Source organism: Nonomuraea sp. JJY05 (genome assembly GCF_043496855.1).
Lineage (GTDB): Bacteria > Actinomycetota > Actinomycetes > Streptosporangiales > Streptosporangiaceae > Nonomuraea.
The window spans coordinates 26,754-48,173 of record NZ_JBIEIS010000047.1 but is presented as its reverse complement, the minus strand read 5'-3'; the positions used below and the strand labels follow the sequence as shown (position 1 = coordinate 48,173).

The window sequence follows — 21,420 nt, the reverse complement described above, 5'->3', positions numbered from 1 at the left end:
CGTCTGCTGTAGGAGTACCGAGGATCGGAACGGCGGCAGGCGGAGCGGGAGCGTCGTCCGTGCAAGGGGGACTCCGGGTACGTGTCCCGGCGTCCCCGTCACGCGTCGAGCAACTCCTCGTCGGTGTCCGGGGCCAGGGCGGTGCCCTGTTCGAATGCGGCTGCGAAGCCTGCTTCTCCCAGTGCCGCCCGCAGTGCCGCGGTGATCCGGTTCACGTCTCCCCGCTCGGCCGCCGGCAGCGGAGCGCCCGCGGACGCGCGGGCCGCGGACGCCGCGCCGAGCAGGTGCGCGGCCCGCACGGGGTGTCCGGCGAGGGCCCGCGCCCCGGCGAGTCCCTCCAAGGCCAGGGCGATCGCCCGTGGATCGCCGGTGCCCCGGGCCGCGGCCAGCCCTTCCAGGTGCAGCGCCAGTGCCGTCTCCGCGTTCCCGCGCAGCTCCGCGAGGAAGCCGAGCTCGGCCAGGATCAGCGCCGACCCGTACTCTGCGTCGAACTGCCGATTCCACTCCAGCCAGCGGCGCAGATACGACTCCGCCCGGTCGAGCTGACCCTGTCGGCGTGCCCCCAGGGCGAGCCCGATCTCGGCGAACTCCTCGGCCGGCTGGTCCCCCTGCTCGACGGCAAGACGTCGGCCCTGCTCGTGGAGCTCCTCGGCCCTGGCGTAGTCGCCGGTCAACAGGGCGATCCTGCCGAGCTCGGAGCAGCGCATCGAGGCGTCGGTCCACAGCCCCAGGTCTTCGGCCATCCGCAGCCCTTCTCGGTGCAGGTGGGCGGCCTGCGGATAGTCGCCCTCGATCTCCGCGAGCCGCCCGAGCACGGCCGTGGCCTGCAGCTGCCCCCATCGGTCACCGGCCTCGTGGAAGAGCTCGAGGCTCTCCTCGCCATCGCGCCGGGAAGCCTTCAGATCGCCGCACACGTACGTCTGCATGCCCCGGGTGCTGAGCCCCGCGGCGAGTGCCCAGCGGTCGCCGAGCGCACGGGACTCGGTCAGCACCCGGTTCAGCAGGTCCTCGCCTACCGAGAAGTCCCCGAACCGGGTGACCGCGAAGCCGAGCAGCCAGCCCGCCCTGGTCCGCTCGTACGGGTCGCGGATGCCCTCGTACACTTCGAGGACGGCCCTGCTGTGGCGCGCCGGTCCGTCCGGGGCGCCGGACAGCAGGCTCATCCCCGTTTGCCAGGCCACGGTCCCCGACCGGTGCGGCACCCGGCCGGCCGCCGCGCCCTCACCATATCCGGGAGGATCCTGCGGCAGGGCGAGGGCCAGGGTGAGGTAGCGCTTGGCCTCGGTGAGGCGGCCGCGCAGGAACCAGTACCAGGCCAGCGCGTGGACAAGCCGGCGCATCAGGCGACCCTCGCCGTCGGCGGCGGCGCTGTCGAGCGTGCTGCGGATGTTGGCGGTCTCGGCGTCCAGGCGCCGCAGCCAGTGCTGCTGTTCGGCGCCGCGCAGAAAGGAGTCGGCTTGCTCAACGAGCTCCACGTAGTAGTGCGCGTGGGCGCGCCGCACCCGCTCGTACTCGGTTTCCCGCAGCCGCTCCAGCAGGTACGCCGAGACGGACTCGAGCAGCCGGTACCGGGTACCGTCGGCCTCGTGGGCGACCAGCACGAGAGAACGGTCGACCAGCCGGGTCAGCAGGTCCAGGACCTCGGCGGGCTTCACACCGGCACCGGCGCAGACGGCCTCGGCGGCCTCCAGGGTGCAGCCGTCGGAGTGGACGGCGAGCCTGCGCAGCACCGCCTGCTCGGCCGCGGTGAGCAGTTCCCAGCTCCAGTCGATCATCGCGCGCAGGGTCTGCTGCCGCGCCGGGGCACCCCGATGGCCGCCGGTGAGCAGCCGGAACCGGTCGTCCAGACGTCTGGCCAGCTCACGCACACCCAGGACCCGTACCCTGGTCGACGCCAGCTCCAGAGCCAGCGGAATCCCGTCGAGCCGGCGGCAGATGGAGGCGACCGCCCGGGCGTTGTCGTCGGTGAGGACGAAGCCGGGCGAGGCGGCGACAGCCCGTTCGAGGAACAACTGCACCGCGCTCGACGCGCGCACCACCGCCTGGTCGGCCGAGTCAGCGGGCGGATCAAGCGGGGGCAGCTCAAGCGGGGGCACCGGCCACACCTGCTCGCCCGAGATGCTCAGCGGTTCCTGGCTGGTGGCGAGAATCCGTACTCCCGGGGCGTCCCGCAGCAGCGCCTGTGCCAGGCTCGCGGCGGCCTCGATGACGTGCTCGCAGTTGTCCAGGACCAGCAGCAGGCGCTGGGTGCGGAGCGCGTCGGACAGGCGGTCGAGCAGTGTGCGCGGCCGCCTGCCTGGCAGCGGGCCGGGACTGGCGTCTTCCCGGACTCCCAGCGTGGCAGCCACCACCTCGGCCAGTTCATCGCCCGTGGTCGCCGCGCCGGACTCGGTGGAGAATGCCTGCGCGGCCAGCTCCACCAGCCAGACACCGTCCGCGTAGGAACCGGTCACGCCGGACGCCACCTCCACCGCCAGGCGTGTCTTGCCGACCCCACCGGGCCCCGTCAACGTCACCAGGCGGCCCGCCGCGATCAGAGCGCGGACCTGCTCCAAGGACTCCGACCGCCCGATCAGGCCGGTGGCCGGGGCGGGCAGGTTGGTCTGGCGGCGCGGGGCGGAGGCGGGCGCCGGGACGGCCCGCAGAGCCGGGGCCTGCCGCAGGATCTCCCGTTGCAGAGCGGCCAGTTCAGGACCCGGCTCAAGGCCCAGGTCCTCCTCCAGGCGGCGGCGTAGCTCCTGATAGCTGTCCAGGGCCTCGCTCGCCCGGCCCGCACCGTACAGGGCTCGCATGTGGGCCGCGCGCAGCCGCTCCCGGAGCGGGTGGCGGTCCGCCAAGTCGCCGAGCTCGCCGGCGAGAAGTGCGTGCTCGCCCAGCTCGAGGCGGGCCTCGGCCTGCTCCTCGAGGGCCAGCAGGCGCTGCTCCTCCAAGCGCGTGATGGCCGCCCGCGCGAAATCCTCATCGATGAAGTCGGCGAAGGCGGGGCCGCGCCACAACGCCAGCGCCTCGGTGAGAAGGCCGGCACGCTCGCGGGGATCGGCGGCGGCCCGGGCCCGTGTGGTGAGCACGGTGAACCGGCCTGCGTCCACCGCCTCGTCCGCCACGTCGAGGACGTAGCCGAGGGCCCGATGCATTACCAGCCCCTGCCCTCCGGACCGGACGAGCACCCGCCGCAGCCGCGACACCAGGGTCTGCAGGGCACCCGTGGGGTTCGCCGGCGCCGTGTCGCCCCACAGTTCGTCCACGAGCCGGTCGGCGGAGACCACCTGCCCCCGGGACGTCAGCAAAGCCGCGAGCAGTGAGCGCACCTTCGACTCCGGCACCACCACGAGCTCACCGTCCGCCGACCAGACCGCAAGCGGACCCAACACCCCGAAACGCATGGACTCACCGTACGGCCACGTGGTGCTTGCCTGAGGTGTCAGCGCCCCGCAAGCAGACCGACAGAAGACCGCGAGTCCAAGCCTGCACTCTCTGTGGTGCGCCGGTCGGAACCGGCGCACCACATGCTGTCTGACCAGGGAGTCACTGATGAGCAAGTTCGCAGGCAAGAAGGCCGTCGTCACCGGCGGTACCCACGGAATGGGCCTGGCCATCGTCAAGGCGCTCCTGGACGGCGGGGCCGAGGTCGTCCTCACCGGCCGCAACGAGGCGAAGATCGAGCAGGTACGCACCGAGCTGAAGCCCGAAGCCGCGCACGTCGTACGCTCCGACGCGGCGAGCATGGCCGACATCCGCGCCCTCGCCGCCACCGTGCAGGACAGGCTCGGCCGCATCGACTACCTCTTCGTCAACCATGGCATCGCCGAGGTGCAGACGCTCGAGGAGGTCACCGAGGACTCCTGGGACCGGCACTTCGCCGTCAACGCCAAGGGCGCCTTCTTCACCGTGCAGAGCCTGTCACCGCTGATCAACGACGGCGGGGCGATCGTCTTCACCACCGTCGCCAACGACCTGATCTTTCCCGGCCTGAGCGCCTACTCAGGCTCCAAGGAAGCGGTGCGCGCGATCTCCCACGTCCTCGCGGCCGAGTTCCTGCCCCGCAAGATCCGTGTCAACTCCGTCGCCCCCGGCTACATCAAGACCCCGACCATGGGCGTCGCCGGGCTGAGTGAGGAAGAACGCCGCGAGTTCGAGCGGCAGGGCAGCGAGACCACTCCGCTGAAGCGCAACGGCACCGTCGAGGAGGTCGCCGCGGCCGCGCTCTTCCTGGCCGCCGACGCGACCTTCACCACCAACGCCGAATTCCCGGTCGACGGCGGGTTCGCCCAGGGCCTCAGCAGCGCGCATTGAGGCAAGCCCCGCTTCCAGCCGCCGCCCGGCCCATGTGCGGGGCGGCGGCCCCTGAACAGAAGAACGGAAAGGCAGACCCATGACTTCGAGTGATGCCGTCGGCGGCATGCGCATTTCGAGCCTGTGCAATGGAAAGGCACTGTGATGACTACTCGGCCCTCGACCGATCAGTGGCGCGCGGCCTCGCGCACCGCACGGGAGGGTGTAAAAGGCGGCGGCGCACCTGCAGGTCGTGCCGTCCAGGTCGCCGCTGACGGCACGGCCGGCGTGCTCGTCTCGGGTGCCGGACCTGTCGCCGACACGGCCGAGCGAGAGCCCGCGGTCGGCGCCGGGGTCATCACCGCGGGAGACCGCTGATGTGGGACGACGTCGCCGACAGCCCCGACCGCTCGGTCGCCGGGCACGTCCGCCGATACCTGGCCACGGACGGCCGGGACGGCTACCTGGAAGGAGGGGTGACCAACCTCGTCCTCATCGTCAAGGGCAGGAAGTCGGGGCGGTGGCTGCGCACGGGACTGTTCTTCGGCGAGGACGACGGCCGCTACGTGCTGGTGGCGTCCGGCTCGGCCATTACCCACACGCATCCGGAGTGGTACCGCAACGTGGTGGCCAACCCGGAGGTCGGCGTGCAGATCCTCGGCGAGCGGTTCACCGCCTGCGCGCGTACCGCCGAGGGGCCGGAGCGGGAGCGGCTCTGGCGCATGATGACCGAGCTCGCGCCGGTCTATCGGACCTACGAGGCCAAGAGCCGCAGGCAGATCCCCGTGGTCGTCCTGGAGCGCATCTGACCGAGCCGAGCCGACGGCACCTCCAGACCCGGCTGGAGACGCTCCTCAACGACCCCGCGCACGCGCCGACGAAATCCTCACCTTCGACATCGGCGGCTATGTGCGCCTGGGCGAGGAGACAACCGCCCGCATCACCGCCGAAGCCGATCCAGCCCAGCGCCGCCGCGCAGTGGGCGCCGCTGGGAAGAGGGGCCAAGCCGCCCACCGGTTGAAGCGAGACTCGCGGGTGCTGGATGCGCTCAGATCACCCGTTTGCTGCGACGGGCCATGCCGACGGAAACGAGCACGAGCAGTGATGAGCCGCCCCAGTAAAGGAAGTCGCGAGTGCTGTGCCAGGTCAGGTCCCCGCCACCGAACTGGAAGAGAGCAAGGCTGGTCCAGACGTAGATCGCGCTTGCCAGCGCCCAGCGGGCGTCCCGCGCCGCCATCGTCGCCCACACCGCCCAGACCAGCAGGAGCGCCTCGACTCCCAACCTGACCGGTACCCACGGCAGTCCGGAGTACAGGCTGAAGGAGCCTACGGGCGCCAGCCACCACCAGAAGGCGGGAACCAGCAGCCAGGCCCAGGACCGTTTGGCCAGGCCCTTGCCCGGCCAAACCGCCAGGACGGCCAGCCCGGCGATGATCACGCCGGGGCGGATCCATGGAGTCAACCCGTAGGGCAGCACGCCGAACACGACCAGGGACAGGGGCAGCGCCAGCCGTCCCCTGCCTCGCGCGATCAAGACCAGCAAGATGATCGCCTCTACGCACCACATCGGCCTCTGGTGCAGCGGGTTCACCGCCTTGGCCAGCTGGGCGACCGTCAGCACGAATACGCCCAGGTGCAGACCGTCCGCCCACCATGGCACGCGGGTCGCCCGGGCTCGTAACGCGTGCGCGGCGAACGCGCCGGCCACCAGAGCCCACATCTCGCGCACGGGGAACCGGCCGGACGCCGGCATGAGTGTGTCGATGAGCTCTTCGCTGCGCTTGTCTCGATAGTCGCTGGGATACAGACGCACCAGGAGGCGGTAGCACCGTTCGAGGCGGCCGCTCACGTGCCCATCACCGCGATCCGGGCGGTGACGAGGTTCGCGGCCTGCTGCAGGCGGGCAGCCTCTGCGCTCACCGCCGCGACGCCGTCTGCGCCGAGACGTTCGCCCTCGCCTTCCGCCAGCGTCGACGCTACGACCTGAACCACAGCAGCGCACGACCGTGGCTCTACGGCATCGCGACCAACGTCATGAGTCGCCACCGGCGCGACGAGGTACGCCTCTTACGCGCCGTGGACCGGCTGCGCCCGGTAACGGAGTCCACCGGCGGTCATGAGGACGAGGTGACCGCGAAAGTGAGTGCTGAAGGCATCAAAGGAACGCTGGCCAGAGCCGTTGCCGCTTTGCCCGCCGATCAGCGTGACGTGCTGTTACTGGTGGTGCTGTCGGGGCTGAGCTACGAGGAGGTGGCGCAGGCTCTGGACGTGCCCTTCGGCACGGTGTCCTCACGGCTGAACCGGGCTCGCAAAAAGCTACGCAAGGCGCTGGGCGGGACGAATCCCCTGCTGGACGAGGAAGAGATGCATCGATGAACGATCTGGATCTCGTACGAGGACTGTACGACGAGGACCCGCCCGCACCCGACCACCAGACCATGGCCCAGGCCCGGACCCAGATGCTGAGCCAGGCCGACACTGTACGCTCCCACCCTCGCCGCGCTTGGCGCCTGCCGCTCGGCCTGGTGGCCGCCGCCATGATCGCGTCTGTGGTGGCGGGCATGACGCTCATCGCCGACGACCCCGCAGGCCCGGGAAAGCCCGGTGGAGCAAAAAGGGGCGTGGATCCCAGCCCTCGAACGCTCTCGCCGCGCGGCATGATGCTGGCCGCCGCCTCCCAGGCCGAACGGCAGCCGCAAGGTCGCTACTGGTTCACTCACCAGCGGACCAGCCTGCCGCTGCTCGCGCTCAGTCAGACGGGCGGGTACGTCGTGGAGGAGCGCAGCGAGACCTTCGAGTGGACGGGACGCACCCGCGGCGACGGCCAGGCCTTTTACGGCCGCGACTTCGCCGGCCGGCCCCAGACCGATGCCGACGTCAAGTCCTGGCGGGAGGCGGGCTCACCTCGAAACTGGCGGGTACGCTCGTCGGGGGTGACCCGGACGATCAGCACCAAGCCGGACGACTGGGAGAAGGACCAGAACACCTACGACGGCGGCGCCTTCAACATTCCAGGCATCGGCTCGTTCACTTACGCGCAGCTCCAAAACCTCCCGACCGAACCCGAGAGACTGCGCGACGTGCTGTGCGAGGGCAGAGTCAGGCTCACGCCGGAAGTGGCCGAGCAACTCCGCCGCCAGGGCCTCAACGCGGCGCGCAAGCGCTGCGACCGCGCATCTGACGTACTCAACAAGGTCTTCTTCACTCTTAGCAACACTCCCGTCCCTCCCAAAGTGCGAGCCGGCCTCATGCGCCTGCTCACCGACTACCCCGGCGTACGCCGACTCGGCGCCGCTACGGACCCGCTCGGCCGCACCGGGGTCGCCCTCGCGACCTCGTTCGAGAGTCGCGACGGCCGGGGGACGATTCAACGGGACCTCCTCTTCGACCAGCGGACCGGCAAGGTTCTGGGCATCAGGGACACCCTTCAGAAACCCGGCCCTGACAGCCAGGCTTGGCAAGTTCCCGGCAGGATCCTCGGCTACAGCATGATCTTGGAGTCGGGCTGGACCGACGCCGAGCCCCACCTGCCCGACTAGGAGTGTCCTGAAGGTCTTGGTGTCTTTCCAGGCAGGGTTTGGGGGATTGTCCAGGACCAGCCTCAGGAGCAGAGGTCCGTGTCACTCCGACCATCTCAGCCCGCTCCAACAGATCCTCAACCCATCCTCAACGCCCTGCCTTCAAGCTCAACCACAGACACGAGCCACGTAAGAGGGGATTGCTAAATGACGCACATCGTCGGGAAGGCCGCGGCAATGCTCACCGGGGCCGGCCTGTCACTCGTCCTGCTGGCCTCCGCCGCGCACGCCACCGCTGTTCCGGGGCATCACGTCAAGGCAAGTTGCACGATGAGTGATGGTCAGAAGGCGGACTTCGAGATGAAGTACAGGACGTCCGGTGGGTACCACCGCGTCTCCGACATCATCTACCGATGGGGCTCCGAGGTGCCGATCCGCCTGAAGACCGCACACCTTCGCCTGATGGTCGAACAGCGCGGCAAGGACAGGAAGGTCTTCGGGGAGACGATCCATGAGGTGCACGCCTCCGACGACGTCTCCTACGACATCGTCGTCGACGTGAAGGTCCCGGCCAAGAGGAAGCTCTATCTCGTCGTCGACTCCACGTTCGTGAAGAAGGGCAAGACCATGCGCTGCGCGGGACGCACCGCCGGCGTTTGAACACCTCCGTGCTCGGCGAGTAGACCGTCCGTCCTGCGTTGCATTTCCCGTGAGGGATTCCGGCCGTGGATGGGGGCGGCGACCGGGTCGAAGGAGTGGTTGCCGTCGAACAACTGACCCGGTTCTGGACCGTCGGCGAGAAGGGCGTGGTGTCCAGGGCGCCGGTCGGCTCGTCGGCGAAGATCACCGGGGCTTGGTGACGAGCGCGCGAGCGATCCACTGCGCGAGAAGCCGACTACTCGCGGAGTCGGGTAAGGGCTAGGGATAACCTCCCCTGACACTGATTTCCGGTGCACCTCATCTCGCGTCCGGCTGCGTATGCTATCCGCTGAATTCCCTGCCGAAGTCATAGGTTCGCCAGCGTTCGGGCCGGACCCGCACGGTGATCATCGTCCGTACGTAGTCCTCGATGCTGTCGAAGAACCGCTCGCCCGCATCTGGGCCGAGATAGCGGACGCACCACCTGCGGTATTCGTCGGCATCGGTCCGCTCATAGCCCACGACGCTCCCCTCGATGGAGACATACTTGTACGGCATCGCTTCCTGCTGGACCGTGAATCCGATCTGACCGGCTGCACGGATGAGTGCCATCTTGACGCTGTCGGCGCTCGTGGCGAAGGTGAGCTCGCCACCGGGCTCGTAGCCGTACCAGATGGGCACCGCCATGGGCGGCCGTCCGCCGGAACCGGCCACGCTCAGCACTCCGATGTGGGTGCCGGCGAGGAAGCTGTCCCGCTCGGCCCTGCTCATTCGCGTTGACATGATCTACCTCCTTGGTCGTCGGGCCCGCAGCGGGTCAGAGCCTGACCAGCATCTTGCCGACGTTGCCGCCGCGCATCATGTCCAGGAACGCGGCGGGCGCCCGCTCGACGCCCTCGGCCACGGTCAGCTCGGTGTGCAAGGAGCCGTCGGCCAGCCAGCCGGCCGCCCTCGTGATCCACTCCGGGAAGAGGTGGAAGTAGGAGTTGATCAGCATGCCGCGCAGGGTGGCGTCCTTGGCGGCCAGGGTGAACAGGTTGCCCGGACCGGGGACCGGCTCGATGGCGTTGTAGGAGCTGATCGCTCCCACCAGCGCGATCCTGCCGCCGTGACGCAGCGCGTCGATGGCCGCCACCAGGTGGTCGCCGCCGACGTGGTCGACGTAGACGTCGATGCCGCCGGGGGCGGCCTCGGCCAGCCGCTCGGCGAGGGAACCGGCACGGTAGTCGATCGCGGCGTCGTAGCCGAAGTCCTGTACGAGCTTCTCGGCCTTCAGCGCTCCGCCCGCGGAGCCGATCACGCGGGAGGCGCCGAGCTTGCGGGCGAGTTGCCCGGCGACGCTGCCCACCGCTCCGGCCGCCGCCGAGACGAAGACCACGTCGCCCTCCCGGACGGGGGCCACCTGGGTCAGGGCCGCGTAGGCGGTCAGCCCGGTGGTGCCCAGCACGCCCAGCCACGCCTCGGCGGGGGCCAGGGAGAGGTCGGCGACGGTCGCGGCCGCGGCGTCCACCACGGCGTACTCGCGCCAGCCCAGGAAGTGCACGACGGTCGCGCCCACCGGGATGTCGGCCGAGCGCGAGGCCACGACCTCGCCGATCGCCGAGCCGTCCAGAGGTGCGCCGAGCTGGAACGGCGGCAGGTAGGACTCGGCGTCGTGCATGCGCTCGCGCATGTAGGGATCCACCGACATCCACGTGTTACGGACCAGCACCTGGCCCTCGGCCAGATCGGGCAGTGTGGTGGTGACCAGCGCGAAGTTCTCCGTGCCGGGCTCACCGACGGGGCGGGCGGCCAGCTGGATCTCACGGTTCACGGTCATGGTGGTGCTCCTCGTTCGTCGTGCCGTCTGTTTCGAGAACCACTGTGGACGGGGGCGCGCACGATCGGCTGGGGGTTCGCTGCGGGTACGGTGACCAGGTGCGATTCGGTGTACTTGGCCCTCTTTCCGTGTGGAACGACGACGGGCGGCTCGTGCGGGTCCCCGAGGTGAAGGTCCGGGCGCTACTGGCCGACCTGCTGGCCCACGAGGGACGTCCGGTGTCGGCCGACCGCCTGGCCGAGGACCTGTGGGGGGCCGACCCGCCGGGCAACCCTGTCAACACGCTGCAGACCAAGGTGTCCCAGCTACGCCGAGCCCTGGAACAGGGGGAGCCGGGAGGTCGCGAGCTGGTGGCCTTCCAGGCGGCGGGGTACGTCCTGCGCGCCGCCGACGTGGACGCCGCCCGCTTCGTCGCGCTGCTCGACCGGGCCCGCGCCGCCGCGGATTCGCGGGCGAAGGCGGGGCTGCTGGGGGATGCGCTGGCGCTGTGGCGCGGTCCGGCCTACGCCGACTTCAGCGACGAGGAGTTCGTCCGTACCGCCGCCACCCGGTTGGAGGAGCAACGCCTGACCGCGCTGGAGGAGCGGGCGGAGATACGGCTGGAACTGGGCGAGCACACCCTGCTGGCCGACGAACTGGGCGAACTGGTGGCCGCGCACCCGCTGCGCGAACGCCTGCGCGCCGCCCATCTGCGCGCGCTCTACCGGTCGGGACGGCAGGCCGAGGCGCTGGCCGGGTACGACGACCTGCGGCACCGGCTGGCCGGCGAACTGGGCCTCGACCCCGGACCCGAGCTGGCCACCCTCCACCAGGCGATGTTGCGCCAGGATCCCTCGCTTACGCCCGCGCGCCCGCGTACGAACCTGCCCGCCCCCGTCACCGAACTGATCGGCCGCGCGCAGGCCGTGACCGAGGTCGGCGCCCTGCTCGGCTCAGCTCGTCTCGTCACGCTGACCGGCCCGGGCGGTGTCGGCAAGACCCGGCTCGCCCTGGCGGCCGCCGATCGCGCCACCGACGCCTTTCCCGATGGGGTGTGGCTGGTCGAGCTGGCGGGCACCTCGGGCGAGACCGCGACCGTGGCCGAGGTGGTGGCCGCCGAACTGGACGTCCGCGACGACACGGCGACCGGTGCGCGTCCCGGCGCACGCCCGGCCCACCTGGCGCACCGGCTCGCCGACGCCCTGCGCGGCCGCCGGCTGCTGCTTGTGCTGGACAACTGCGAACACCTGATCGAACCGGTCGCCGAACTGGTGGATCTGCTCCTGCGGGCCGCCCCCGGCCTGCGGGTGCTGACGACCAGCCAAGAGTCGCTGGCGATCCCAGGAGAGACGCTGTACGCGGTGCCGCCACTGGAGCTTCCGGTGCCGGGAGCAGACCCGGCACAGGCCGGCTCCGTACAACTGTTCGTAGCCCGTGCCGCAGCCGCCGCGCCCGGGTTCGTGCTGGACGAGATCAGCGCGCCCGCGGTAGCGGCGATCTGCCGGAGGCTGGACGGCCTGCCGCTGGCGCTGGAACTGGCCGCCGCCCGGGTACGCACGCTGGGGGTGCGCGGCGTGGCCGACCGCCTCGACGACCGCTTCCACCTGCTCACCGTGTCGGGCCGGGGGCGGCCCGCCCGCCAGCAGACCCTGCGCGCGGTGATCGACTGGAGCTGGGAGCAGCTCACCGAGCACCAGCGGCTGATCCTGGCGCGGCTGGCCGTCCACCCGGGCGGCTGCACGCTGGAGGCGGCCGTGGAGGTGTGTGCGAGCCCCGGACTGGAGGTGGCCGACCTGCTGGACCAGCTGGTGGCCAGGTCGATGGTCGAGTCCTGCGGCGGGATCCGCTACCGGCTGCTGGAGTCGATCGCCGCCTACTGTCTCGAACGGCTCCCCGGCGACGACCCCGTCTTCCAGCGCCGCGACCGCTACTACACCGAGCTGGCCGAACAGGCCAGGCCGCACCTGCAAGGTCCCGCTCAGCGCCAATGGCTGGACCGCCTGGACGCTGAGACGCCCAACCTGCGGGCCACGCTCGAGCACACCACCGACTCCGCGCTCGCACTGCGTCTGGTCGACGCCCTGGCGTGGTACTGGTTCCTACGCGGCAGGCACCGCGAGGGCCGCGCCGCCATCGCCGCGGCCATGGCGCTGCCCGGCGCGCGGTGCCCTAGGACGGCGGCGTGGGAGGCCGGGTTCACGATGCTGACCGGCGACGGCACCGGCTTGCTGGAGCACAGCCATACCGCAGCACAGGCGCTGGAAGCCCATGAGGCACGATCACGCTGGTTCCTCGCGGTCGCGCATCTGAGCTTCGGGGACGCCGCCACCGCCGAGAGCCTGCTGACCGAGACGCTGACCGCCGTCCGCGCCGCCGGCGACCGCTGGGGCGAGGCGGCGGCGCTGGCCGGTCGCGCCAAGCAGGCGATGTTCCAGGGTGACCACGCCCTCGCCGAGCGGTCCGGCACCCAAAGCCTGGCGATCTTCGACGAGCTGGGCGACGGCTGGGGACGGCTGCAGGCCTCCGACATGCTCGGCTACCTCGCCGAGATCAACGGCGACTACGACCGGGCAGGACGGCTGCACCGCGAGGGCCTGCGCGTCGCCGAGGACCTGAGGCTGTGGACCGACGCGTCCTACCGGCTGTCCAGCCTCGGACGGCTCGCCCTGCTGACCGGGGATCTGGACGGATCCCGGGAACTGCACGAGCAGGGGATGCGCCTGGCGGCCGAGCAGTCCAACCGCTTCGCGGAGGAGTTTGCCCGGGTCGGCCTCGGCCTCGTGGCCCGCCGCGCCGGCGACCTCGACACCGCGCAGCGGCTTTTCGAGCAGTCGCTGGCCTGGAACCGGCGCCTGGAAAAGGACTACGGGCTGCCCTTCTACGGGGTGACGCTGCTGCTGGCCGAGCTCGGTTTCATCGCCGAGCTGCGCGGCGATCTCGCGGCGGCCAGGTCGCTGCATCTGCAGGGACTGGCCGCGGCCGGCAAGGCCGGCGACCCTCGTGCCATCGCCCTGGCCCGGGAAGGGCTGGCCGGGGTCGCGGCGGCCGAGGGCACATACGAGGAGGCGGCGACCCTGCTGGGGGAGGCTACCGCGCTCAGGGAGTCGGTCGGCGCGCCGCTGCCGCCCGCGGAACGCGGCGACGTCGACCGGATCGCCGCCGCGGTCCGCGCCGGGCTGGGCGAGGAGGCGGCCGTGCGCTGACCCCCAGCCGATCGTGCGCGCATTCCGTCAGGGTCGTACCCGTCACCCACTGATGGAGGAGCAACAATGCGCGCCCTGACCTTCAACCCGGACCTCTCCCCCAGCGTCGTGCCCGATCCCGTGCCCACGCGCTCCCAGGCGCTGGTGAAGGTGGCGGCCTTCTCACTGAACTTCGGGGAGATCGCCTACCGAAGCGCGAACCCCGACCCTGGGAACGTCCCGGGTTGGGATGCCGCCGGGGTGGTCGTCCAGGCCGCCGCCGACGGTTCGGGGCCTGCGGCCGGTACCCGCGTGGTCACTTTCGGCTGGTCGGGGGCCTGGGCGGAGCTGCGCGCCGTGGACACTGCCGAGCTGGCCGTCGTTCCTGAGGCCGTCGACCTGGGGACGGCGAGTGCCCTGCCGGTCGCCGGGGTCACGGCGCTGCAGGCGCTCCGCCGGCTCGGCCCGGTGGCAGGCCGCCGCGTCCTGATCACCGGGGCGTCCGGCGGCGTCGGCCGCTTCGCCGTACAGCTCGCCGCCCGCGCGGGAGCAGAGGTCGTCGCCTCCGCCGGGAGCCCCGCCCGCGCGCAGGGACTACGGGAGCTGGGCGCCGCGGAGATCGCCATCGGCCCGGAGAACCTGGCGGGCCGGGCGTACGGCGTGCTGGACACCGTAGGCGGGCGGCAGCTCGCGCAGGCGTTCTATCAGTTGGAAGACGACGGCGTGGTGATGGCCATCGGACGGGCGGCCCGCGAGCCTGCGGTCATCGACTTCGAGTTGGCGGGCACACGATCGGCGCGGGGCCGGATCGAGAACTTCAACGTGACCACGCCGTTCGGCCCGGACCTTGCCCACCTCGTCGGACTGCTGGCGGCCGGCGAGCTGGACGCGCAGGTCGGCTGGCGCGGGCCGTGGGACAAGGCGTCGGAGGCCGCCGATGCCCTGCTCGCCCGCCGCATCACCGGAAAGGCGGTCCTTGACGTTTGACCCGCCGATCGTTCTCAGCGCCAACGGCTGTTCCTGGGTTCCGCCCCCGAACCAGGGCGGGATCATCGGGCGGCGGTGGACCCGCTGGCACACGGACGGCGCCGTGCTCGCGATCACCCGACCTACTCGCCGACGGTCGGCTCGTCATGGCCTCGGTCCTCAAGGAGATCCGCCGACTCGAGGTGTCCACCCCCGGCCGGGGCGACACCTGGTCCTTCTCGTCGGCCACGACCACGGCCTCCCGCACGTCCGCAACTCTTCCGGTCGCGCCGAGACCGCACCGGGTTGTACAGGGCGGGGCGGCGGGCGAGCAGCACGTGGGCCGGGCAGCGCGGGGAGCGACGCAGCGCGGGGCCCGGGCAGTGTGGGGCGAGCGCGCCGGCGACCTGGAACCGCAACCGCGCCGCCATCAGCTCCTGGCTCACCTGGTGCCGGGCCAAAAAGCACCGGGCCGCCCCCTCGGTGCCAGCCGACGCCGAACGCCGCAAGGAAAGCGCCGATGAGACCCGCGCGCTCGCCAAGACCACCATCCACCGGCTGCTGTCCCGCCGCGACATCCCGCTGCGGGAGAAGACCTGTGGCGGATGCTCTATGAAACGGCGGCCAGAGCCGCGGAGATTCTGGCGCTCAACGGCGAAGACCTCGACCTGGAGCACCGCCGCCCCCGTCCGCTCCAAAGGCGGCGCCGTCGAGTGGGTGTACTGGGACAGCGGCACCGCCCACCTGCTGCCCCGGCGGCAGTGATCACCAACCTGTCATCAGGTGGGCGGCCACTGCCGTAGGGCCATGTCGGCCACCATGAGGAGGTCGTCGCGGGTGGCGCCACCGGCGGCCTGAACGGCGATGCCGTTGGCCACGGCCATGAGGTACCGGGCGAGCAGGCCGGGATCGGTCCCTGCGGGAAGGTCGCCCTCATCGACGGCCCGCCGGAACCGCTCCTGCAGGAGCGAGATGCCGTTGTTGCGCCAGGCTGCCAACGTGTCCCGGGCAGTGAGACCGGCCTCGCCCGCCGCCAGGGAGCCTTGGACGCCGAGGCATCCGGCGGGACAGCCGGGACTGGTGGTCGCCCGGACGGAACCGTTGAGGAACGCTGTGGCCACTTGCCACGCCGTCGGCTCCTCCAGGGCCCGCAGTACGTACGAGGCGGGGCCGTCGGTGTAACGCTGCAGGGCCTTGTGGAACAGGTCTTCCTTGCTGCCGAAGGCGGCGTACATGCTGGTGCGGCTGATACCCATGGCGTTGGTCAGGTCGGTGAGGCTGGCGCCCTCGTAGCCCTGCTCCCAGAAGACACGCATGGCCTGGTCGAGCGCCTTGTCGGCGTCGAAGCCGCGTGGCCGGCCGATCGGCGCCTTCCCCTGGGTGTTCACGGGATCGAGCATACCTCTTCTGTACCGAACGGTGCTGAACTGCTATCGTCCACTTCGGTACCGATCGATACAGATTTCTATCGAGGTGAAAGCATGGGACAGCTGGAAGGCAAGACCGCCGTCGTCACCGGCGGCGGAACGGGGATCGGTTTGGCCACCGCCATACGGCTGGCGGCCGAGGGCGCGCACGTCTTCATCACCGGCCGCCGCAAGGCGGTCCTCGACGCGGCGGTGGAACGCATGGGCCCGGCGGCGGTGACCGCCGTGCCGGGCGACATCTCGGACCTGGCCGACCTGGACCGGCTCTATGCCGCGGTCCGGGCTCGGGGCCGGGGCCTGGACGTGCTGTTCGCCAACGCCGCCGCCGCGTCGTTCGCGACGCTGGAGCAGGTCACCGAGGAGCACTTCGACGAGACCTTCGGCGTCAACGTCCGGGGCACCTTGTTCACGGTGCAGAAGGCGCTGCCGCTGCTCAACGACGGCGCGTCGGTGATCCTGAACAGCTCGGTGCGCGCCGGCGACGGTGTCGCGGCGTTCGGCACGTACGCGGCCTCCAAGGCGGCGATCCGGTCCTTCGCCCGGACCTGGGCGAACGAGCTCAAGGGCCGGAACATCCGGGTCAACGCGATCTCCCCGGGCACCATCGACACTCCTGGACTCGACGGTGTGGTCGCGACGGAGGACACGCCCGTCACCAAGTCGGATTTCGCCGCAGCGATCCCGCTCGGCCGGATCGGACGTCCGGACGAGATCGCCAATGTGGTGGCTTTCCTCGCTTCCGACCAGGGCAGCTTCTTCCTCGGCGCCAACCTGGTCGTCGACGGGGGCGAAGTGCACATCTGACGGGTGCCGCCCTGGCGGATCCCTGCCCATTGTTCGTCCCCGGCTTCGCCCGCGTGGGGCAGGCTGAGATCTGCTCGCGCGTCCAAGATGCCGTACGAGTGAGCTTGTCTTGATCGAACTTTGTCCGGGCCGGGCGCATCGAATCCCGCATAGTCACTGACGGACGGGATGATGCATGGCGACGAAACTGCTCGACGGGGACCCGCAGCGGCTGGGGCAGTACTGGCTGGCAGGGCGGCTGGGCGCGGGCGGTCAGGGTGTGGTCTATGAGGCCTACACGGAGGACGCCCGCCGCGTTGCGATCAAGGTCCTGCACGGCGACCAGGTCGCCCAGCTGGGCAGGGAGGTGACAGCCGCGCGGCGGGTGGCCTCGTTCTGCACCGCGCGCGTACTCGACGCCCAGTTGGAGGGCCCTCGCCCCTACATCGTCAGTGAGTACGTCGAAGGGCCGAGCCTGCGTCAGGTCGTCCTCGGCGGCCGCCGGTTCGCGGGCGGTGACCTGCACCGGTTGGCCACCGCCATCGCCACCGCCCTGACCGCCGTCCATGAGGCCGGCGTGATCCACCGTGATCTGAAGCCGGACAACGTGCTGCTCGGGCCGGACGGCCCGCGAGTGATCGACTTCGGCATCTCCCGGACGGTGGAGATGTCGCTCACCGAGACCGGCCTGGTCGCGGGAACGCCCACGTACATGGCCCCGGAGGTCTTCACCGGGCACCGGGCGGGCGCACCGGCGGACGTGTTCGCCTGGGCCGGCATCGTGATGTTCGCCGCCACCGGCGAAGACCCGTTCCAGGCCGAGAGCCTGGGCGGGGTCATGCACCGCGTGTTGTCCGCCAGCCCGGATCTCAGCGTGCTGCCGGGGTCGCTGCATTCGCTGGTGGCCGCCGCCCTGGCCAAGGATCCGCTCGACCGTCCGACCTCCCGGGCGCTGCTGCTCGGCCTCGTCAGCGGCGGCGGGCAGGTGGACACCGCCGGACTCCTCGCCATGGGCGGCCGCGAGGCCAACCGGATCGCGGTGCCGGCCGACGATCCCGCGCTGGGCGCGCTGGCGGAGGAGGCGTACGCGATGCTCGGGCCCGCCGAGCGCGAGCTGGTGGCCGAGGTCTTCCTGCGGCTGGTCACCGTGGACGAGCGCGGGGAGCTGACCGGACGCCGGGCGGCCGTGGCCGAGCTCCTCCAGGGAAGAGCGCAGCACGACGCGGCGGCGATCAACCGGATTCTGGAGGTGTTCACGTACCTCCTGGCCAGGGGCGGCGAGGAGATCTGGCTGGCCCGGCCGGCCCTGCCGCACGCCTGGCCCAGGTACAGGCAATGGATCGACAACAACCGCGACGGGCTGGCGGTCCACCGGGAGATCCTCACCGCGGCGCACCGGTGGGACGGGGCCGGCCGGCGAGACGGCGACCTGTTCCGCGGCAGCAGCCTGGACAACGCCCTGCAGTGGGCGGCCAACTCGCGGCGCGACATCACGCTGGCCCCGGTGGAGCGAGGTTTCCTCCAGGCGAGTGCGGACCTGGCCAGACGCGGCGCCAGGCGTGCCCGGCTGGTCTCGCTCACCCTCGGCGGACTGCTGGTGATCTCGCTGGTGGCCGGAGCGCTGGCCGTACAGCAGGGCTTGGTCGCCGATCGGCGCGCCGAGGAGGTCACCGCGTCGCTTGCCAGGTCGGAGGCGACCCGGCTGGCCGGGCTCGCGCAGCAGGTACGCGTCACGGATCCCATGCTGGCGATGCGGCTGAGCGCGGCGGCATGGAGCCTGGACCGCACGCCGCTCACCAGGGCAGGGCTGATGACGGCACTCGCCCGGCGCGAGTCGGCGACGTTCACTGATCGGGTGAGCGCCGCCGACACGGTCCGGGCCCTCGGCGCCGACGGGCGTACGTTGGCCGGCGTCAGCCAGGACACCGCCCAGGTGTGGGACGTGCGCACCGGGAAGCGGACCGGTGGGATCAACCGGCTGGGGCTGGCCGGAGACCAGGTGACGGCGGTGGCCCTGGCGCCCTCGGGCCGTACGCTCGTCGTCCTGACGGACAAGCGGATCCGGGCCTGGGAGCTGTCCAGCGGCACGGCCATCGGGACCTGGGTCTTCGACCGCCCGCTCGACCTCGTGAACGGCTGGGCGGAGATCGTTCACGTGGACGACCGGACGGTGGCGATCCGGCAGCCCGGCAAGAACCAGCAGTGGAATCCGCGAGCCGGCGAACACACGCGGCTTTCCACGGTCGGCGCGACGGCGAGCGCGGACGGCAGGTGGCTGGCGACGCCGCGGGCGAAGTCGGTGCGCCTGACCGACGCCAAGGGCGGGTCCGTCGTGGACATCGGCGTCAAGGACGGCGCCGGCACACAAGGGACCTGGAACGGCGGCGCGGTGACGGTCAGCGGGGACGGGAAGCTGCTCGCCTCGATCACCGATGAGGCGGTCCAGTTCTGGCGGATGGCCGATGCCCAGCTCCTCACCACGGTGCCGCTGCTGGGCAACACGGACACCGATGGCGAGCAGCCCCAGGGCGCCTTCGACGGCCGGACATTCCGCTACCTCGTCGAGGACCGGGTCTTCTCCGTCGACGTCTCCGACCTCTCCGTCACCCCGGCGGCCTCCTCGACCAATTTCGGCAGGCTGAGCCCGGGCGGGCAGCTCGCGGTGACCCAGAGCGGCGACAGGACCCAGCTACGCGACGTGCGCAGCGGCAGGGCGGTGGGCGCCCTGCCCGCCATGCAGGAGGCGTACTTCAGCAAGGACGGCAGGCTGCTGGCCGCGGTGGACCAGGGCACGGCGAAGATCGTGGACGTCGCCTCGCGAGCCGTCCTGGGCACGATCGACCCTGACCTCGGAGATCTGGAGCCCCACGTGGTGAGCTTCAGCCCGGACGGCACCCGCCTCGCGCTCGTCCTGCGCAGCCCGGACGATGGACGCCGCGTGCTCAGGTACGCCGCCCAGGTATGGGACTGGAGGGCCAAGCGGAAGCTCTGGAGCGCGGCGCTCCCGGAGACGAACGACGTGGCCTTCTCCCCCGATGGCAAGCGGCTGGCTCTCGCCGGTGCCGGCCAGCGCCTGCTCGACGCCGCCACTGGACGGTCGGTGACCGGGCCCTTCGGCACCGGTGGAAGGGACACCACCGGCTTCCGGATCTTCTTCCTTCACAAGGGCGGCGGCGTGGTGGTTCTGGACTCCCGAGGCCGCCTGACGCTGTGGGACACCGCCGGCAAGCGCCTCGGGCCGGTCGTCCGCGGTGAGTCCGGCGATCTGTCGATCGCCGCCTACTCCCCGCGTGACGACGTCGTCGCGGTCGGCGCGGCAGACGGCAGGGTGCGGTTGTTCGATCCGGTCACCGGAACGAGCCTCGGCACGCTGCGTGACTCCGGTGGAGGGCAGGATTCGGAAACGGGGCAGCTCCAGTCGATCGCCTTCACGGCTGACGGGGCCGGCGTCGTCACCCTTGATCTGAACGGGGTGGCGCGGACGCACGTCGTCGAGCCTGCCGGTGTCATCCGGGCGATCTGCCGGCGGGCGGGTGGCTCCCTCACCACCGCTGAATGGAGGGCCTATGTCCCGGACCTTCCGTACCGCGACAGCTGTCGTTGAGCGCGGGAGCTCCCGTCCGCCCCACGCCTCGACACTTCCACCACCCCTGCAGGCGCGCATCTAGCCGAGTCGCCCGATGTATGGCGCTACTCACCGGAGCACCCGTGCTACCCGGACGGGGTGCACATCGGCCCGGCCGGCGCCACTCCCCCGCGACCTAACGAAGGGTTGCGATACCGGCCAGGAAGATGTCGACGCCGGATTCGAGCGTCCGTACCATCGCCGCCTCCGTCGACGGCGTGCGGGTCCTGACGGGCCGCGTGGGCGCCCCCGTACACGCCCCCTATCTGGACGACCACGTCGTCGCCGCCTGCCTGGCCGTGCGGCTGGACCAGCGGGCGGCGCCGGGCGCCTACAAGCCGCTCACCCGGGCCGCGATGCGCCCGGTCATGCCAGCCGAATGTCTGGAACGCACCACTAAGGGCGAGTTTTCGGCGGACATATACCAGGGGCTGCGCCGCCACCGCGACCAGCTCCTGACCCTGCTGGACGGTTCGCTGCTGGTGGAGCGCGGCCTGGCCGACGCCACCGCCCTGCGCCGGGCCTGCGTGCGCACCCCGGCCGAGGGCGTGCTGGGCGTGATGGCACTCGACGTCTTCATCGCCGCCGAGAACTGGCTACGAGCCCTTCCCGCCTACTCCGCCCAGGAGGAGTCGTGCGCGTGAGTCTTCGCCCCGGCGTCACTCTCACCCCGATCGACGAGGTTGCCGTGCTCCTGGACGAGCGCACCGGCCGCTACCACCAGCTCAATGCCAGCGCCGCGCTCGTCTTGCGCAGCCTGCTGGCGGGACACGGCCAGAACGAGGCCGCCCGCGACCTTGTCCGGACCCATCCGGCCGCGGGGCCCACCGCCGAGGCGGACATCGCCGCGCACCTGATCGCCCTCCTGCCGCCGGCCCGCATCCGCGCGGTGCTGACGTGTGCCCGCCGCGGCGCCACGCCCGCGACCGCCGAGCAGGCCAGAACGGCGCGGGACGCGGTGATCGCGGTCAGCCTGTCGTGCGCCGGGGAAGGCTGCCTGCCCCGCTCCATCGCCGCCGCCCTGCTGTGCCGGTTGGGCGGATCCTGGCCCACCTGGTGCGCGGGCATACGGGTCCACCCGTTCGGCGCCCATGCCTGGATCGAGGCCGACGGCCACCCTGTCGACGAGCCGTCCCGCCGCTACCAGGTCACGATCGTCATCGCCCCGGACAGAGAGCTTCGACGATGATGCCCGATGACAGCGCCGGAG

The 21,420-nt window shown here is 71.2% G+C and carries 19 protein-coding genes; 13 read left to right on the top strand and 6 right to left on the bottom strand.

Annotated features, from left to right (window positions below):
- Nucleotides 1-98: 98 nt before the first annotated feature.
- The gene (locus ACFKCF_RS49180; RefSeq protein ID WP_394502625.1) at nt 99-3,383 is read right to left on the bottom strand and encodes a BTAD domain-containing putative transcriptional regulator; all 3,285 of its coding nucleotides are present in this window, start codon (nt 3,381-3,383) and stop codon (nt 99-101) included.
- A gap of 148 nt (nt 3,384-3,531) precedes the next feature.
- Between ACFKCF_RS49180 and ACFKCF_RS49175 the strand changes: the two genes are divergently transcribed.
- Nucleotides 3,532-4,293 (top strand): SDR family oxidoreductase, encoded by a 762-nt coding sequence (locus tag ACFKCF_RS49175; protein ID WP_394502623.1) that lies wholly within the window; start codon nt 3,532-3,534, stop codon nt 4,291-4,293.
- A 356-nt stretch (nt 4,294-4,649) separates the two neighbouring features.
- A complete protein-coding gene (locus ACFKCF_RS49170; RefSeq protein ID WP_394502622.1) occupies nt 4,650-5,081 on the top strand; it encodes a nitroreductase/quinone reductase family protein in 432 nt (143 codons plus the stop codon).
- Between the two features lie 239 nt (nt 5,082-5,320).
- Here the strand turns inward: ACFKCF_RS49170 and ACFKCF_RS49165 are convergent, their stop codons facing one another.
- The gene (locus ACFKCF_RS49165) at nt 5,321-6,085 is read right to left on the bottom strand and encodes a hypothetical protein (RefSeq protein WP_394502620.1); all 765 of its coding nucleotides are present in this window, start codon (nt 6,083-6,085) and stop codon (nt 5,321-5,323) included.
- A 32-nt stretch (nt 6,086-6,117) separates the two neighbouring features.
- Nucleotides 6,118-6,264 (bottom strand): hypothetical protein, encoded by a 147-nt coding sequence (locus ACFKCF_RS49160; protein ID WP_394502619.1) that lies wholly within the window; start codon nt 6,262-6,264, stop codon nt 6,118-6,120.
- Here ACFKCF_RS49160 and ACFKCF_RS49155 point away from each other — a divergent pair.
- The 4 genes from ACFKCF_RS49155 (at nt 6,256) to ACFKCF_RS49140 (ending at nt 8,650) form a co-directional block, all read left to right on the top strand.
- Complete coding sequence (locus tag ACFKCF_RS49155) at nt 6,256-6,648, top strand: RNA polymerase sigma factor (protein WP_394502708.1); 393 nt, start codon at nt 6,256-6,258, stop codon at nt 6,646-6,648. The two genes, ACFKCF_RS49160 and ACFKCF_RS49155, sit on opposite strands and share 9 nt — an antisense overlap.
- Nucleotides 6,645-7,811: a CU044_5270 family protein gene (locus ACFKCF_RS49150; protein WP_394502617.1), complete on the top strand. Its 1,167-nt coding sequence runs from the start codon at nt 6,645-6,647 to the stop codon at nt 7,809-7,811. Before ACFKCF_RS49155 ends, ACFKCF_RS49150 begins: the two co-directional genes overlap by 4 nt.
- 186 nt (nt 7,812-7,997) lie before the next feature.
- Nucleotides 7,998-8,450 (top strand): hypothetical protein, encoded by a 453-nt coding sequence (locus tag ACFKCF_RS49145; RefSeq protein WP_394502615.1) that lies wholly within the window; start codon nt 7,998-8,000, stop codon nt 8,448-8,450.
- 65 nt (nt 8,451-8,515) lie between these two features.
- Nucleotides 8,516-8,650 (top strand): hypothetical protein, encoded by a 135-nt coding sequence (locus ACFKCF_RS49140; RefSeq protein ID WP_394502613.1) that lies wholly within the window; start codon nt 8,516-8,518, stop codon nt 8,648-8,650.
- A gap of 121 nt (nt 8,651-8,771) precedes the next feature.
- Here the strand turns inward: ACFKCF_RS49140 and ACFKCF_RS49135 are convergent, their stop codons facing one another.
- Together ACFKCF_RS49135 and ACFKCF_RS49130 are read right to left on the bottom strand one after the other, a co-directional pair.
- Nucleotides 8,772-9,212, bottom strand: coding sequence for a pyridoxamine 5'-phosphate oxidase family protein (locus tag ACFKCF_RS49135; RefSeq protein WP_394502611.1), 441 nt, complete (start codon nt 9,210-9,212; stop codon nt 8,772-8,774).
- A gap of 34 nt (nt 9,213-9,246) precedes the next feature.
- Nucleotides 9,247-10,248, bottom strand: coding sequence for an NADP-dependent oxidoreductase (locus ACFKCF_RS49130; protein WP_394502609.1), 1,002 nt, complete (start codon nt 10,246-10,248; stop codon nt 9,247-9,249).
- 98 nt (nt 10,249-10,346) lie between these two features.
- Here ACFKCF_RS49130 and ACFKCF_RS49125 point away from each other — a divergent pair, with 98 nt between their 5' ends.
- From ACFKCF_RS49125 to ACFKCF_RS49115, 3 genes are all read left to right on the top strand, one after another.
- Nucleotides 10,347-13,430, top strand: a complete 3,084-nt coding sequence (locus ACFKCF_RS49125) for a BTAD domain-containing putative transcriptional regulator (RefSeq protein WP_394502607.1) — start codon at nt 10,347-10,349, stop codon at nt 13,428-13,430.
- A gap of 66 nt (nt 13,431-13,496) precedes the next feature.
- Nucleotides 13,497-14,396, top strand: a complete 900-nt coding sequence (locus ACFKCF_RS49120) for a zinc-binding dehydrogenase (protein ID WP_394502605.1) — start codon at nt 13,497-13,499, stop codon at nt 14,394-14,396.
- A 285-nt stretch (nt 14,397-14,681) separates the two neighbouring features.
- A complete protein-coding gene (locus ACFKCF_RS49115) occupies nt 14,682-15,140 on the top strand; it encodes a hypothetical protein (protein WP_394502603.1) in 459 nt (152 codons plus the stop codon).
- 14 nt (nt 15,141-15,154) lie between these two features.
- Here the strand turns inward: ACFKCF_RS49115 and ACFKCF_RS49110 are convergent, their stop codons facing one another.
- Nucleotides 15,155-15,763, bottom strand: a complete 609-nt coding sequence (locus ACFKCF_RS49110) for a TetR/AcrR family transcriptional regulator (RefSeq protein WP_394502601.1) — start codon at nt 15,761-15,763, stop codon at nt 15,155-15,157.
- A gap of 93 nt (nt 15,764-15,856) precedes the next feature.
- On the opposite strand from ACFKCF_RS49110, the gene ACFKCF_RS49105 reads away from it, so the two are divergent.
- The 4 genes from ACFKCF_RS49105 (at nt 15,857) to ACFKCF_RS49090 (ending at nt 21,399) form a co-directional block, all read left to right on the top strand.
- On the top strand, nt 15,857-16,606 hold the full coding sequence (locus ACFKCF_RS49105) for an SDR family NAD(P)-dependent oxidoreductase (protein ID WP_394502599.1): 750 nt from the start codon (nt 15,857-15,859) through the stop codon (nt 16,604-16,606).
- A 175-nt stretch (nt 16,607-16,781) separates the two neighbouring features.
- On the top strand, nt 16,782-20,189 hold the full coding sequence (locus tag ACFKCF_RS49100) for a serine/threonine-protein kinase (RefSeq protein ID WP_394502598.1): 3,408 nt from the start codon (nt 16,782-16,784) through the stop codon (nt 20,187-20,189).
- A 188-nt stretch (nt 20,190-20,377) separates the two neighbouring features.
- On the top strand, nt 20,378-20,854 hold the full coding sequence (locus ACFKCF_RS49095) for an asparagine synthase-related protein (protein WP_394502596.1): 477 nt from the start codon (nt 20,378-20,380) through the stop codon (nt 20,852-20,854).
- On the top strand, nt 20,851-21,399 hold the full coding sequence (locus ACFKCF_RS49090; protein ID WP_394502594.1) for a lasso peptide biosynthesis PqqD family chaperone: 549 nt from the start codon (nt 20,851-20,853) through the stop codon (nt 21,397-21,399). Before ACFKCF_RS49095 ends, ACFKCF_RS49090 begins: the two co-directional genes overlap by 4 nt.
- Nucleotides 21,400-21,420 lie beyond the last annotated feature (21 nt).